We start from the raw sequence: 13,622 nt of genomic DNA, 5'->3' as shown, positions 1-13,622 counted from the left end.
GTGGCCTCGCCGGCGACCGCCGCCGCCCTCGCGGCCGCCGCGGCGGGTTGTCCGCGGCGGGCCACGGTGCAGATCCGTCGGATCGATCCGTGGTCGACCCTCAAGATCACCCTGGTGATCAGTGTCGCGCTGTTCTTCGTGTGGATGCTGGCCGTGGGCCTGCTCTACATCGTGCTGGCGGGCATGGGCGTGTGGGACAACCTGGACAACTCGCTGGGCGAGATGCTCAACCAGGAGGGCAGCTCGTCGACCCTGATCGACGCGGGCACGATCTTCGGGTACGCGGGCGTGATCGGTCTGATCAACGTGGTGCTGTTCACCGCGTTGGCCACGGTCGGCGTGTTCATCTACAACCAGTGCTGTGATCTGGTGGGCGGCATCCAGGTAACCCTGGCCGATCCCGACTAGAAGTCCGTTCTCCTGACGGCCGGTCGACCCAAAAACTGGGTTCGACCGGCCGTTTTGGTTATCGGCGGGCAGGTAAGGTAACCTCGTTTCTCGTTGCGGTTCACTGCTCTGAGCGGGGGATCGAAACGAGTTCGGGCCTATAGCTCAGGCGGTTAGAGCGCTTCGCTGATAACGAAGAGGTCGGAGGTTCAAGTCCTCCTAGGCCCACTCCCGAACAGCACAGTAGGGTGGAACCATGAAGATTGTCCTTCTGGTCGGTGTTGTGATCGCCGTTCTCATCGGTGTCAACAAATTCCGCAAGCGCGACGACGCGGACCTCTGGCGTGAGGTCACCACCCGCTGATCTCGGGGTGCCAACCGGTTCGTGACCGGTAAGGGGCCTTAGCTCAATTGGCAGAGCACTGCCTTTGCAAGGCAGGGGTTAGGGGTTCGATTCCCCTAGGCTCCACATCTGTGAATTCCTCGGTTTTCGATTTCCTCCTCACCGCCACTCCCGCTGACCACACCGCGGCCGATGTCGCGGGGGAGTGGGCACACCATCGCGCACGATCCGCCGGTTTCGCCGCTTCGGTCGACCGGGCCGCGATCGCCGGATTCGATGCCGCGACAACAGGTCCCGCGTTTCTCGGCGGATATCAGGAAGCCCTGCACGCGCTGGTTCCCACGCTCGATCCGGGCGAACTGTCCTCGATGTGCGCGACCGAGTCCACCGGTGCGCGGCCGTCGGCCATGACCACCACGGTCTCCTCGGACGGCCTGGTGACCGGCACGAAATCCTTCGCCACCCTCGGCCCGTACGCCGATCGGTTCCTGGTGATCGCGCGCAGCGGTGAGGTAGACGGCAGGGCCGTACTGCGGGCCGTGCTCGTGCCTGCCGGGCCCGCTGTCACGGTGACCCCCTTGCCCGAGCTGCCGTTCACCCCCGAAATTCCGCACGGGACAGTCACCTTCGACGGCGCCTCCGGCGAGGTTCTGCCCGGTGACGGCTACGCCGACTATCTCAAGCCCTTCCGCACCGTCGAGGACCTGCATGTGGTCGCCGCTGTGCTCGGTCAGCTCGTTCGGGTGGGAAGGTTGTCGCAATGGCCCGAAGGGGCCGTAGAACAGCTGCTGGCGCTGTTTGCGGGGGTGCGTGGGGTCGCCGCCGAGGATCCGCGCTCGCCGGGTGTCCACATCGCGCTCGGCGGCCTGTTCGACCGCCTGACGCGACTCCGCACCGAACTCGAACCCCTGTGGACCACCGTCGACCCGGACACCCGCGCCCGCTGGGAACGGGATCAGCCGCTGCTCGGCGTCGCGGGCAAGGTGCGGGCGGCCCGGTTGGCGGCCGCGTGGGGTCACCTCGTGAACGTGCCGAGCCCGCTCTCGTCGAAGTAGTCGATCGTCACCGCGCCGTCGGCGAAGCGGACCGAGGAGACGCTGCCGGGCGGGGCGTTCTCGCCGCTGGGTTCGAAGGCGAAGGTGTCGCCGTCCCAGTGTCGCAGCGGGTACGCGCGCTGCGCGGGGCCGAGGGTGAGCTGGAGGCCGGTGTCGGTGGTCGCGATGGTCGCCGGACCCCAGTAGGCGCTGTCGTAGGTGCCCGCATAGGCCGTCAGCGGCTGCGCGGGCGCCGGGTTCGACGGGGCCTGCTGCCCGGCCAGGTCGCCTTCGGGAGCGTCCATGTCGGCGAAGGCCGCGCGGTACAGGCCGCGCCAGTCCTCGCGGATCTCGCCGAACTGCACGAGATCGGCGAACTCGGCGGTGAGGGTTTCCGGGATGCCGAGCGGGGCCGCGTTGGTGAGCGCGACGATGGCCACGTCGGCCGACGGGATCACCAGGAAGTTGGTCGCCGCGCCGAGGGCGAACGCGCCGGAATGGCTGACCGTGGTGCGGCCGGCGGGGGAGACCGAGACATTGAAGCCGTAGCCGTAGTTGCCCGCGCGGGCGTCGAGGTTCTGCGGCGGGGTCGAGACGACCTGGGGTGAGAGCGCGGGCAGCAGCGCCTCGGGCGGGGCCACGGGCGTGCCCTCGCCGAGCAGCATCGTCAGCCATCGCGCCATGTCGTTGACCGAGGAGCTCGCGCCGCCGGCGGGGGACTGGGGGTCGGGATCGCGTTCGTAGCGGGCGCTCCAGGTGCCGTCGACGTTCACGTGGCCCACCGCGTGATTGGGTCGCGCGCGGAAGTCGTCGAAACGCGAACTGGTGCTGGTCATGCCGAGCGGGCCGTAGACGCTGTCCTGCGACAGTCGCGCCCACTCCTTCCCGGCCGCGACGGCGACCGACTCCGCACCGGCGGTGAGCCCGAAGTTGGTGTACTGGTAGGTGATTCGGAACGGATCCAGCGGTTCCAGACGCAATTTCTCTAGGATCGCGGCGCGGTCGTAGCCGAGGTCCTCCAGCCGGTCGCCCGCGTGATCGGGCAGGCCGCTGCGGTGGGCGAACAGGTCACCGACGGTGAGCTGGGCGGTGACGGCCGGATCGGCCAGCGCGAACGCGGGCAGGTGCGTGGTCACCGGCGTCGACCAGTCGACGGTGCCCGCGCCGACCTGATCGGCCACCACCGTCGCGGCGAGCGACTTCGACACCGAGGCCAGCTGGAACACCGTGTCGGCGTCGACCTTGTCCGGCGCGCCCGCCTCGCGAACACCGAATCCCTTGGCGTACACGGTCTTTCCACCGTGCACCACCGCGACGGCCATGCCGGGGATGTGGCTGGAATCCATCAGCGAGCCGATCAGCTCGTCGAGTCGGCCGACGGCCTTGTCCACCGCGTCCTCGGGCAGTGCGACACCGGCGACCTGGTTCGGCGCCACCTCGACGGTGGTGGGCGCGGCGGGGTGTTCGTCGGTGGATCCGGAACAACCAGCCAGGACCGCCATGGACAGGACGACCGCGACAACCGCACCCCGAGCAGGCACCATGGGCCGACGATAATCCTGGTAGCGGGGTGATCGCGGGAACGTGGCCCGACTGTGATGCTGGAGGGCCGGGCGCTCCGGCCGATCGACCGGAGCTGCAACCTTGCCTGAAGATGGGGAGCGGGCCTCGGCGAAGGGGGGGAGTTAGCCGAGGCCCGCGTAGGGTCGGCCCGGGGGGGAGGGGCCGACGTGAACGATCCTACGCGATGTGCGCGGAATTCGTGTACGCGCCTGGTGCGAGTTTGCGAGTTTTTTCGGTCTGTGCTGTCGGGGTCGGCGAAGGTAGCGAGCATCGGGACCGCCGCGGGCGGACCGGCGTTGTCGGTCGTTCTTCGCGGGTCGATCGGAATGCGCTGGTACGCAAGGTTTTAGCCGCGAACGGCGGGAAACATTCGTGCGGGGTGCGCGGGTGGTCGGCGCCGACGAAAAGTCGACTTGTTCATGTCGCAGGCCAGAAAATCGATCCGATTGACCGCGTGTCGCTGCGTCTCGGCGTGCCGAACACGCCTGTACACGACGCGCCGGGGGACCGCGAAAATCTCACGTGCAACTTGTCGGTGGGTAGGGCAATACTGGGGCCACTGCATCCTCAACCCCCGACTTCAGGAGAATCATGCCCGACGCAATCGTCGCCGAGGGGCTGGTCAAACGGTATGGGAAGCTCGTCGCCCTGGACGGGCTCGACCTGTCCGTCCCGGAAGGTACCGTCACCGCACTGCTCGGCCCCAACGGCGCGGGAAAGACCACCACAGTCCGCGTGCTCACCACCCTGCTGGTCCCCGACGAGGGCTCCGCCACCGTCGCGGGGATCGACGTCCTCAACAATCCCCAGGCGCTGCGCTCGCGCATCGGCGCCTCCGGCCAGTACGCGGCCGTCGACGAATACCTCACCGGCTTCGAGAACCTCGAGATGGTCGGCAGGCTCTACCATCTCGGCACCCAGCGCAGTAAGGAACGGGCCCGCGAACTGCTCGACCGCTTCCGGCTCAGCGACGCCGCCGACCGGCCCGTGAAGGGCTACTCCGGCGGCATGCGCAGGCGCCTCGACCTCGCCGGCGCCCTGGTGGCCAACCCGCCGGTGCTGTTCCTCGACGAGCCGACCACGGGGCTTGATCCCCGCGCCCGGCTCGACCTGTGGGACGTCATCGAAGAACTCGTCGCGGGCGGCACCACGCTGCTGCTCACCACCCAGTACATGGAGGAGGCCGACCGCCTCGCCGACTCCATCGCGGTCATCGACCACGGCAAGGTGATCGCGCGCGGCACCGCCGACGAACTCAAGGCCCTCGTCGGCGGCGACCGCATCGAACTCACCGTCGGCGCCGACGACCAACTCGCCGACGCCAAGCACGTGCTCAGCGGCCTCGCCGACGGCGAGATCCACCTCGAACCGGGCCTGCGCCGGATCACCGTGCCGGTCGCCGACGGGTCACAGGACCTGGTCACCGCCATCGGCAGGCTCACCGAGCACAAGATCAAGATCAACGACGTTGCCCTGCGCCGCCCCTCGCTCGACGACGTCTTCCTGACGCTCACCGGGCACGAGGCCGAGGAACTCGTCTCGCAGACCGTGAGTGCCGAGGAAGGACAGAACCGATGAGCACCGCACTCGACAAGTCCCCGGTCGAGCAGACCGGCCTGGGCGAGCACCTGTCGATGTTGGTGAGCGACAGCCTCACCATCGCCAAACGCAATGTCATCAAGATCAAACGCGTCCCCGACGTGCTGATCTTCACCACCATGTCGCCGATCATGTTCGTGCTGCTGTTCGCCTACGTGTTCGGCTCGGCGATCCAGGTACCCGGCACCGAGGGCGGCTACCGCGAATTCCTGATCGCGGGCATCTTCGTCCAGACCGTCGTGTTCGGTGCCTCGTTCACCGGCGCCGGCCTGGCCGACGACATGCAGAAGGGCATCATCGACCGCTTCCGATCCCTGCCGATGGCGCCGTCGTCGGTGCTGATCGGGCGCACGGTCAGCGATGTGGTGATCAATGTCGTGAGCCTGGTCGTCATGTCGCTGACCGGCCTCGTCGTCGGCTGGCGCATCCGCGGCTCGTTCATCGACGCGGTCCTGGCGTACGTGCTGATGCTGCTGTTCGCCTACGCGCTGTCGTGGATGATGGCCGTGGTCGGCCTGCTGGTGCGCACGCCGGAAGTGTTCAACAACGCCAGCTTCATGGTGATCTTCCCGCTGACGTTCGTGTCCAACGCGTTCGTCCCGATCAACAACCTGCCGACCCCGCTGCGGATCTTCGCCGAGTGGAATCCGATGTCGGCGGTCACCGAGGCGGTGCGTCAGCTGTTCGGCAACACCTCGGCGCTGGCGCCGACCTCGACCGCCTGGTCGATGCAGCATCCGGTGGCCACCTCGCTGATCTGGATCGTGGTGATCCTGATCGTGTTCGTGCCGCTGGCCCAGATTCAGTACAAGAAGTCGGTCAGCCGCTGATCGGCGCGAACTAGTGCGCCGAGCCGTTGCGGGAGTACCCCAACCGCGGCGGCTCGGCGGCCGGTTCGGGCAGCTGGGGGCGCTTGGCGCGGGCCAGGTAGGCCACGCCCGCGGCACCGGCGAGGGCGAGCGAGGCGAGAATCGGATTACGAAGCTTCATTCGACCACTGTGGCACAAACGGATTCGGGGCGTCGCGTGGCACCATAACTCGCGTGACCTCACCCAATCAGACGGCCGTGGCTACTCTGCACACCAACCACGGCGATATCAGGATCGCGCTTTTCGGTAACCACGCACCCAAGACGGTGCGCAATTTCGTCGGCCTGGCCGACGGGACCGCGCCGTACACCACCGTGAACGCCGGTGGCTCGGAAGCGGGCCCGTTCTACGACGGCGCCGTCTTCCATCGGGTCATCCCGGGGTTCATGATCCAGGGCGGTGATCCGACCGGCACCGGCCGTGGTGGGCCGGGCTTCGAGTTCGCCGACGAATTCCATCCCGATCTGCGCTTCGACCGGGGCTACCTGCTCGCGATGGCCAACGGCGGACCCGGCACCAACGGTTCGCAGTTCTTCATCACAGTCGGCGCGCAACCCCACCTGAACCGCAAGCACTCCATCTTCGGCGAGGTCGTCGACCCCGATTCGCGCAAGGTCGTCGACGCGATCGCCTCGGTAAAGACCGACCGCAACGACCGCCCCGCCGACCCGGTCATTATCTCCGCCGTCACCATCGACTGATCAGGGCACAAAAAACTCCCCGCCGCGAACCATCGCAGCGGGGAGTTTTGCTTCACGTGAAACAACGCCCAGGCGACCCCCTGCCCAACCTCGGGCGACCCCCTGCCCAACCCCGAGCCACCCCTGCCCAACCCCGAGCCACCCAGTTCAAGTACCTGGGCCAGGTACCCCTGGGTGTTCTCGGCGCGCCTCCGCCTCTGGACTGAGCGGAGGGTGCGACGAAGGAGTACCCGGAGCGAGGGAAGAGGCGGAGTTAAGCGCCGAGAACCGCGGCGCCAGCCGCTATGTAACAGTGGCGAAGCCGTTGACCACGAGGGCGTCGTAGACGTCGTGGGGGTTCGTGCCCAGGTCCCAGCGGCTGAAGATCAGGAGCCGTTCGGTGTCGTTGTGGCGCACGTCGACCTCGAGCATCGCGCTCTTGCGGCCGATGCGGCGGTAGGACACCATGCGGATCCGGTCGATGTGGTCGAGCGGGTATTCCTTGGGGCCGGTGAGGGTGCCGACCACCAGGCGCGGGGCGCGGCCCGGAATCATCGTCAACCTCGGGCGCTGGCGCAGACCCAGACCCGCCATCGCGAGGACCGCGACGGCGCCGATGCTCACGAGCAGGCGCGAAGGTCCGTCCTGGGCGGCGATCGCGGCCGCTACCAGCAGTAATCCGCCGCCGGCGACCGCGAGCAAACCGGCCGGAGGGGTCGACCACGAGACGGGTTGTGCGTCGTTCACGCGGGTTCGCGCCCCTTTATCCTCGAGTTGTACACAGGGTTATCCACAGGTGTGCATGAATAACATCGGTGTAATCCGCGTCGGCTCAGCGCCACCGCATGGTCATGATCAGGCCGACCACCATCAGGCCGAAGCCGATCAGGAAGTTCCACGCGCCGAGGTCGTTCATGAAACCGATGTGCTCGGCCGCAAGGTAGTACACGATCAACCAGATCAGACCGGCGAGCATGAAGCCGAGCATGAGCGCGACGTACCAGACCGGCGACGGCCCCGCCTTCACCTTCACCGGGGTACGGCTGGCAGGACTCGGCGTGTAATCGGCCTTCTTGCGGACCTTGGACTTGGGCATGACGTCCTCGAATTCGACAGCACTGGGAACCTCTAGGCTATAGCACTGTGTTTTTTGGCGGCTGGCGCCGCGGTTCTCGGCGCTTAACTCCGCCTCTTCCCTCGCTCCGGGTACTCCTTCGTCGCACCCTCCGCTCAGTCCAGAGGCGGAGGCGCGCCGAGAACACCCAGGGGTGCCTGGCCCAGGTGCTTGAACTGGGTTTGGCTTGCTGTGTTTATTGGCGGCTGGCGCCGCGGTTCTCGGCGCTTAACTCCGCCTCTTCCCTCGCTCCGGGTACTCCTTCGTCGCACCCTCCACTCAGTCCAGAGGCGGAGGCGCGCCGAGAACTCCCAGGGGTGCTGGACCCAGGTGTTTGAACTGGGTGTGGCGTTGGTGGTTGGGCGGGTGTTTTCGGTGCTTGCCGGGGACAGCCGGGTGCGCCTGGCCAGTGTGGCTGGCTCAGGTGTTTGAACTGGGTGGGGCGTTGGTGGTTGGGCGGGTTGTTCTCGGTGCTTGCCGAGGACACCCAGGTGCACCTGGCCCGGGTGGCTGGCCCAGGTGTTTGAGCTGGGTTGTTGGTTGTTAGTGGTCGGGTTGGGTTCTCGGTGCTCGGGGGCGCCTCTCGGGTGGGCTTCCACGTATTCTCGACGGCATGCGTGTATTGGTCGTCGACAATTACGACAGTTTCGTCTTCAACCTGGTGCAGTACCTCGGTCAGCTGGGTGCCGATCCTGTGGTGTGGCGTAATGACGATCCTCGGCTCGACGACCTGGATGCCTTGCTCACTGTCGGTGACGAGGGGGGACGGTTCGATGGTGTGCTGGTGAGTCCTGGGCCCGGGAGTCCTGATCGGGCGGGGGCCAGTATTCCGTTGGTGCACGCGGCGGCGAAGCACAATATGCCGCTGCTCGGGGTGTGCCTCGGGCATCAGGCGATCGGCGAGGCTTTCGGTGGCACGGTCGATCGTGCGCCGGAATTGCTGCACGGGAAGACCAGCGATGTGTTCCATATCGGGTCGGGGGTGCTGGCGGGGTTGCCGGATCCGTTCACGGCGACCCGGTACCACTCGCTCACGGTGCTGCCGGAGACCATGCCGGAGGAACTGGTCGTGGTCGGGCATACCGAGAGCGGGATCGTGATGGCGATGCGGCATCGCACGCTACCTATTCACGGGGTGCAGTTCCACCCGGAGTCGGTGCTCACCCAGGGCGGGCATCGGATGCTGGCCAACTGGCTCGAGGTGTGTGGTGAGCGTCCGGCCGAAGCGCTGGTGTGCGCGCTCGAGGCGGAGGTCGCCGCGCTGGTCACCCAGTGAGCGACGCGGTGCGGGTGCTGCTGTCGGTGGCGGCGAGTCTCGACGGGTACATCGACGACGCGAGCGCCGAGCGCCTGCTGCTGTCCAACGCCGAGGACTTCGACCGGGTCGATCAGATCCGCGCCGAGTCCGACGCCATCCTGGTCGGCGCCCAGACTCTGCGCACCGACAATCCGCGCCTGCTGGTCAACAGCGCCGAGCGTCGGGCCGCGCGGGTGGCGGCGGGCAGGCCGGAGTATCCGGTGAAGGTGACCGTCACCGATTCCGGCGACCTGGACCCGCGACTGCGCTTCTGGCACACCGGCGGCGACAAACTCGTCTACACCTCCGATGCCGGCGCCGCGAAGCTGGCCGACCGACTCGACGGGCTCGCCGAGATCATCAGCCTCGGCGAGCACCCGGCCCTGCCCGCCCTCGTGAACGATCTGGCGACCCGAGATATCCACAAGCTCATGGTCGAGGGCGGCACCGGGATGCACACCGGCTTCCTGGCCGCCGACCTGGTCGACGAGATCCGGCTGGCGATCGCCCCGATCCTGGTGGGCGACCCGGCCGCCCCGCGCGTGGTGGGACCCGCCCGGTTTCCCGGTGGCGCAGCTCGCAGATTGCACCTGTCGGGTGTGGAACAACTTGGGGATATCGCTGTGCTGAACTACCTGGTCACCCGTTCTCCACAGGCCGAGAACTAACTGTTACCGAGAATAGATTCACAGCGCTGACCTGGGAAAATATGGCTGTTCACAGTTCTCGAACAACTTTTATCCACACGTGAACATGATCGATTCCACATCACCGGCGGGTTGTGGATAACTCGCCCGAGCAGCAGGGAAGAACATGAGCCACGACGACCCCGACCACCGGTTCATGCACAGGGCCATCGCCCTGGCGCGCAACTGTCCCCCCAGCGACACCGCCTACTCGGTGGGCGCGGTCATCGTGGTCGACGGCGAGGAGATCGCCACCGGCTTCTCCCGCGAAACCGACGAGAAAGTGCACGCCGAAGAGGCGGCGCTGAACAAACTCGACCCCGCCGACCCCCGCCTGCGCAGGGCGACCATCTACAGCACCCTCGAACCCTGCTCCGCCCGCGCCACCGCGACCCGTCGACCGTGCACCGACCGCATCCTGGCCGCCGGTATCCCCAGGGTCGTGATCGCCTGGCGCGAACCGAGCCTGTTCGTGGCCGCGTGTGAGGGTGTGGACAAACTCCGCGACGAGGGCGTGCGGGTGGTGGAGCTCACCGACCTGGCCGAACAGGCCATGTCGATGAACTCCCACCTCGATCTGAGCTGAGCCTCAGCGCGGAATCGGCGACGCGCCCACCTGCAGCACCACGCTGCCGTTGATCGTCACCGACGACCCGGCCGCGGGGTTCTGCCCGACGACCTTGCCCGAGCTGTTGCCGTCGAAGGTGATCACCGTGGTCTGGCTGAGCTGGCCCGACCAACCGGCCGCGCGCAGCCGCTCCTGCGCCTGCACCGGCGTGAGTCCGGTCAGGTCCGGGATGTCGATCCGGTCGCCGGCCGAGATCTGCACCGTGATGGTCGACCCCTTCTCGGCGTTGGTGCCACCGGACGGGCTGGTGGACAGCACCTGCCCCTTCGGCGCCGCGGACTTGATCTCCTGGATCTCGACCTTGAAACCGGCCGAATCCACCAGGTTCGGCTGGGCGATCGAGATGTCCTGGCCCACCACGGTCGGCACCCGAACCTGCTCGGGCCCGGACCCGAGGGTGACCACGATCGGCCGGTCGATGTCGACCCGCACGCCCGCGCTGGGCTCCTGCGCGATCACCTTGCCGGTCTCGGCCGTGCTCGACGGCTGACGCGCCACATTCGGATCCAGTTGCAGGCCCAGCGAGTTCAGCTTCTGTTCGGCGTCGGCCTGGGTCATCCCGATCAGCCGCGGCAACTGCACCTGCGTCGGCCCGGTCGAGACCTGCAGCGTCACGGTGCTGCCCTTGTCGATGTGCGAACCGCCCAGCGGCTGGGTGGCGATCACATTGCCGGGCGCGATCTTGGCGTCGGGCTTCTCCAGCACGGCCACGTGGAAACCGGCCGCCTGCAGGTCGGTTTGGGCCTGCTGCGCGGACTTGCCCGACAGATCCGGTACGGCCACCTGGTCGGGCTTGCTGCCCGGTCCGACCAGCACCCAGAACAGCCCGAACGCCACGGCCACCGCCGCCGCCACGCCGAGCGCGATGAGCCCGGTGCGGTTGCGCTGCTCCCCGGGCGGGGCCAGCGCGGCCTGCTCGGAGGTGTCGTCGGCCCGGTCGCGGAAGCTGCGCGGGGCCGGTTCGTCGTAATCCATGATGGTGGTGCGGTCTTCGTCGTTCATCACCATCGGCGCGCTGGGCCGCTGCCCGCCGAGCACCCGGATCAGGTCGGCGCGCATCTCCGCGGCCGTCTGGTACCGGTTGGCCGGGTTCTTGGCCATCGCCTTGAGGATCACCGAGTCGAGTTCGCGCGGCACGCCGGGATTGACCGACGACGGCAGCGGCGGATCCTCCTTGACGTGCTGGTAGGCGACCGCGACCGGCGAGTCACCGGTGAACGGCGGCTGCCCGGTGAGGATCTCGAACAGCACACAGCCCACCGAGTACACGTCCGAGCGCGCGTCGACGGTCTCGCCGCGCGCCTGCTCGGGCGAGAGGTACTGGGCGGTGCCGATCACCGCGGCGGTCTGGGTCATCGGGTTGGCGCTGTCGGCGATCGCGCGGGCGATGCCGAAGTCCATCACCTTCACCGCACCGGCGCGGTTGATCATGATGTTGGCCGGCTTCATGTCGCGGTGCACGATCCCGGCCTTGTGGCTGAAATCGAGCGCCGCGCACACGTCGGCCACGACCTCCATGGCCTTGCGCGGCGCGAGCGGGCCCTTGCCGCGCACGATGTCGCGCAGGGTGTCGCCCTCGACGTACTCCATCACGATGTAGGGCAGCGGGCCGCCGTCGACGGTGGCCTCGCCGGTGTCGTACACGGCCACGATCGCCGGGTGGTTCAGCGCGGCCGCGTTCTGCGCCTCGCGCTTGAACCGCAGGTAGAACGTGGGATCACGGGCCAGGTCGGCCCGCAGCACCTTGATCGCGACATCACGTGAGAGGCGCACGTCGCGGGCGCGGTGCACCTCCGACATGCCGCCGAACCCGATGATCTCGCCAAGCTCGTACCGCGAGGAGAGATTCTTCGGGGTCGTCATCGTTGTCCTATGGTCGGGCCCAGCACCGTGTCGCTACCGGGCAGATCGGGCAGCTGGATGGAGGGCAGCCGAGGACGGGTGGCGGTGGTCGTGCCACCGGCGGCGGGTTCGGTGGTGGTCGATTCCGGCGTTGTCGTCTTCGGCGTGGTCGTCGTCGGTTTGGGTTTGGTGGTCGATTCCGGCGTCGTCGTCGTGGTGACCGGCGGCTCGGTGGTCGTGGTGACCGGCGGCGGCGTTGTCGTCGTCGGACGCGGCGGCTCGGTGGTGGTGACCGGCGGTTCGGTGGTGACGACCGGCGGCGGCAGCGGCACGGTGGTGGTCACCGGCGGAGCCACGGGTTTGGTGGTCTGCACGGTGGTGGTCGTGGTCGTCGAACCCCGGTTGGGTTCGCCGCCGAAGAGCACCCACAGCACGATGCCGCCGAGCAGCAGCGCGCCCACACCGAGGGCGATCAGCCACTTCTGGTTGTTCTTGGCATTGTTGGCGGGGGCGGGCGCGGCCGCGGCGGCCTGGGTGGCCGGACCGCTGTAGCCGCCCGGCGGCGTGCCGATCGGCGGGCCGGGCTGGTGGCCGAAACGCATGGTCGCGCCGTCGTAGTCGGCGGCCGGGATCGCCACGGTCGGGCCGGGCGGGAGCACGCGGGTCGCGCCGGTCATCGACGGACCGGCCAGGTTCTTGGGCGGCGGCGGCATGTGGCCCGCGCGCACCGCGGCGACGGCGTCGGCGAACTCGCCACCGCTGCTGTAGCGCTGCAGCGGGTCCTTGGCCATCGTGATGGCGATCAGCTCGTGCACATTGGCGGGCAGATCGTCGGGCAGTGGCGGCGGGGCGTCGCGCACGTGCTTCATCGCGACGGTGATCGCGCCCTCGCCGGTGAACGGGCGCACGCCCGCCAGCGCCTCGTAGCCGACGATGCCGAGCGAGTACACGTCCGAGGCCGCGGTGGCGTCCTCGCCGACGGCCTGTTCGGGGGCGATGTACTGGGCGGTGCCCATCACCATGCCGGTCTTGGTGACCGGCGAGGCGTCGACGGCCTTGGCGATGCCGAAGTCGGTGATCTTCACCTGACCGGTCGGCGTCACCAGGATGTTGCCCGGCTTCACGTCGCGGTGCACCACACCGGCCGCGTGGGCCACCTCGAGCGCGCGCCCGGTCTGCTCGAGCATGTCCAGGCCCTGGACGACCGAGAGCCTGCCCATCCGGTTGAGCACGGCGTTGAGCGGTTCGCCCTGCACCAGTTCCATGACCAGGTAGGCGGTCTCGCCGCCGGAGGGATCGGTGGTCTCGCCGTAGTCGTAGATGCCGGCGATGCCCGGCGCGTTGAGCTGGGCGGTCGTGCGCGCTTCGACCCGGAAGCGCGCCCGGAAGGTCGGATCGGCGGAGAACTCGGTCTTGAGGACCTTGACCGCGACCCGGCGATCGAGCCGGGTGTCCATCGCCTCCCACACCTGACCCATGCCGCCGGTGGCGATGAGCCGTTGTAGGCGGTAGCGGTCGGCGATCATGGCGCCGTTGTTCAGCATCGGGGCCCCCGTGTTGTCACTCGCACACTCATTTC

At 68.0% G+C, this 13,622-nt stretch carries 15 protein-coding genes and 2 tRNA genes; 11 read left to right on the top strand and 6 right to left on the bottom strand.

What is annotated here, in order from left to right; translation table 11 throughout:
* From ACFP3H_RS11695 to ACFP3H_RS11675, 5 genes are all read left to right on the top strand, one after another.
* Positions 1 to 408, top strand: a 408-nt coding sequence (locus ACFP3H_RS11695; RefSeq protein WP_378603908.1) for a DUF3566 domain-containing protein, incomplete at its 5' end; no start/stop codon positions are given.
* Between the two features lie 133 nt (positions 409 to 541).
* A tRNA-Ile gene (locus ACFP3H_RS11690) sits at positions 542 to 615 on the top strand.
* Positions 616 to 643: 28 nt separating this feature from the next.
* The gene (locus ACFP3H_RS11685; protein WP_378603905.1) at positions 644 to 751 is read left to right on the top strand and encodes a DLW-39 family protein; all 108 of its coding nucleotides are present in this window, start codon (positions 644 to 646) and stop codon (positions 749 to 751) included.
* A 32-nt stretch (positions 752 to 783) separates the two neighbouring features.
* A tRNA-Ala gene (locus tag ACFP3H_RS11680) sits at positions 784 to 856 on the top strand.
* Between the two features lie 5 nt (positions 857 to 861).
* Positions 862 to 1,785, top strand: a complete 924-nt coding sequence (locus tag ACFP3H_RS11675) for an acyl-CoA dehydrogenase middle domain-containing protein (RefSeq protein WP_378603903.1) — start codon at positions 862 to 864, stop codon at positions 1,783 to 1,785.
* On the opposite strand, the gene ACFP3H_RS11670 is transcribed toward ACFP3H_RS11675, so the two are convergent.
* Positions 1,746 to 3,308, bottom strand: coding sequence for a serine hydrolase (locus ACFP3H_RS11670; protein ID WP_378603900.1), 1,563 nt, complete (start codon positions 3,306 to 3,308; stop codon positions 1,746 to 1,748). The genes ACFP3H_RS11675 and ACFP3H_RS11670 overlap by 40 nt on opposite strands.
* A 610-nt stretch (positions 3,309 to 3,918) precedes the next feature.
* Between ACFP3H_RS11670 and ACFP3H_RS11665 the strand changes: the two genes are divergently transcribed.
* Both ACFP3H_RS11665 and ACFP3H_RS11660 read left to right on the top strand, forming a co-directional pair.
* Positions 3,919 to 4,905, top strand: coding sequence for an ATP-binding cassette domain-containing protein (locus ACFP3H_RS11665; RefSeq protein WP_378603898.1), 987 nt, complete (start codon positions 3,919 to 3,921; stop codon positions 4,903 to 4,905).
* A 56-nt stretch (positions 4,906 to 4,961) separates the two neighbouring features.
* Entirely contained in the window at positions 4,962 to 5,756 is a 795-nt protein-coding gene (locus ACFP3H_RS11660; RefSeq protein WP_378603914.1) for an ABC transporter permease, read from the top strand.
* 10 nt (positions 5,757 to 5,766) lie between these two features.
* Here ACFP3H_RS11660 and ACFP3H_RS11655 read toward each other — a convergent pair whose 3' ends face one another.
* Positions 5,767 to 5,916, bottom strand: a complete 150-nt coding sequence (locus ACFP3H_RS11655; RefSeq protein ID WP_378603895.1) for a hypothetical protein — start codon at positions 5,914 to 5,916, stop codon at positions 5,767 to 5,769.
* A gap of 53 nt (positions 5,917 to 5,969) precedes the next feature.
* Between ACFP3H_RS11655 and ACFP3H_RS11650 the strand changes: the two genes are divergently transcribed.
* The gene (locus tag ACFP3H_RS11650) at positions 5,970 to 6,497 is read left to right on the top strand and encodes a peptidylprolyl isomerase (protein WP_378603892.1); all 528 of its coding nucleotides are present in this window, start codon (positions 5,970 to 5,972) and stop codon (positions 6,495 to 6,497) included.
* A gap of 282 nt (positions 6,498 to 6,779) precedes the next feature.
* On the opposite strand, the gene ACFP3H_RS11645 is transcribed toward ACFP3H_RS11650, so the two are convergent.
* The gene (locus ACFP3H_RS11645; RefSeq protein WP_378603889.1) at positions 6,780 to 7,223 is read right to left on the bottom strand and encodes a PH domain-containing protein; all 444 of its coding nucleotides are present in this window, start codon (positions 7,221 to 7,223) and stop codon (positions 6,780 to 6,782) included.
* Between the two features lie 85 nt (positions 7,224 to 7,308).
* A complete protein-coding gene (gene crgA / locus ACFP3H_RS11640) occupies positions 7,309 to 7,572 on the bottom strand; it encodes a cell division protein CrgA (RefSeq protein WP_378603886.1) in 264 nt (87 codons plus the stop codon).
* Positions 7,573 to 8,203: 631 nt separating this feature from the next.
* Here crgA and ACFP3H_RS11635 point away from each other — a divergent pair.
* The 3 genes from ACFP3H_RS11635 (at position 8,204) to ACFP3H_RS11625 (ending at position 10,159) form a co-directional block, all read left to right on the top strand.
* Positions 8,204 to 8,866 carry an aminodeoxychorismate/anthranilate synthase component II gene (locus ACFP3H_RS11635; RefSeq protein ID WP_378603883.1) on the top strand — a complete coding sequence of 221 codons (663 nt, stop codon included), beginning with the start codon at positions 8,204 to 8,206 and terminating at the stop codon, positions 8,864 to 8,866.
* Complete coding sequence (locus ACFP3H_RS11630; RefSeq protein WP_378603880.1) at positions 8,863 to 9,555, top strand: RibD family protein; 693 nt, start codon at positions 8,863 to 8,865, stop codon at positions 9,553 to 9,555. Before ACFP3H_RS11635 ends, ACFP3H_RS11630 begins: the two co-directional genes overlap by 4 nt.
* A gap of 145 nt (positions 9,556 to 9,700) precedes the next feature.
* The gene (locus ACFP3H_RS11625) at positions 9,701 to 10,159 is read left to right on the top strand and encodes a deaminase (protein ID WP_378603878.1); all 459 of its coding nucleotides are present in this window, start codon (positions 9,701 to 9,703) and stop codon (positions 10,157 to 10,159) included.
* 3 nt (positions 10,160 to 10,162) lie between these two features.
* Here ACFP3H_RS11625 and pknB read toward each other — a convergent pair whose 3' ends face one another.
* Together pknB and ACFP3H_RS11615 are read right to left on the bottom strand one after the other, a co-directional pair.
* Entirely contained in the window at positions 10,163 to 12,064 is a 1,902-nt protein-coding gene (gene pknB, locus ACFP3H_RS11620; protein ID WP_378603875.1) for a Stk1 family PASTA domain-containing Ser/Thr kinase, read from the bottom strand.
* Complete coding sequence (locus tag ACFP3H_RS11615; RefSeq protein WP_378603872.1) at positions 12,061 to 13,587, bottom strand: protein kinase domain-containing protein; 1,527 nt, start codon at positions 13,585 to 13,587, stop codon at positions 12,061 to 12,063. Before ACFP3H_RS11615 ends, pknB begins: the two co-directional genes overlap by 4 nt.
* Positions 13,588 to 13,622 lie beyond the last annotated feature (35 nt).

The organism is Nocardia lasii (assembly GCF_042658545.1).
Classification (GTDB): Bacteria; Actinomycetota; Actinomycetes; order Mycobacteriales; family Mycobacteriaceae; genus Nocardia; species Nocardia lasii.
Note: the sequence above shows the minus strand (reverse complement) of the source record. Positions and strands in the feature narration are given on the sequence as shown.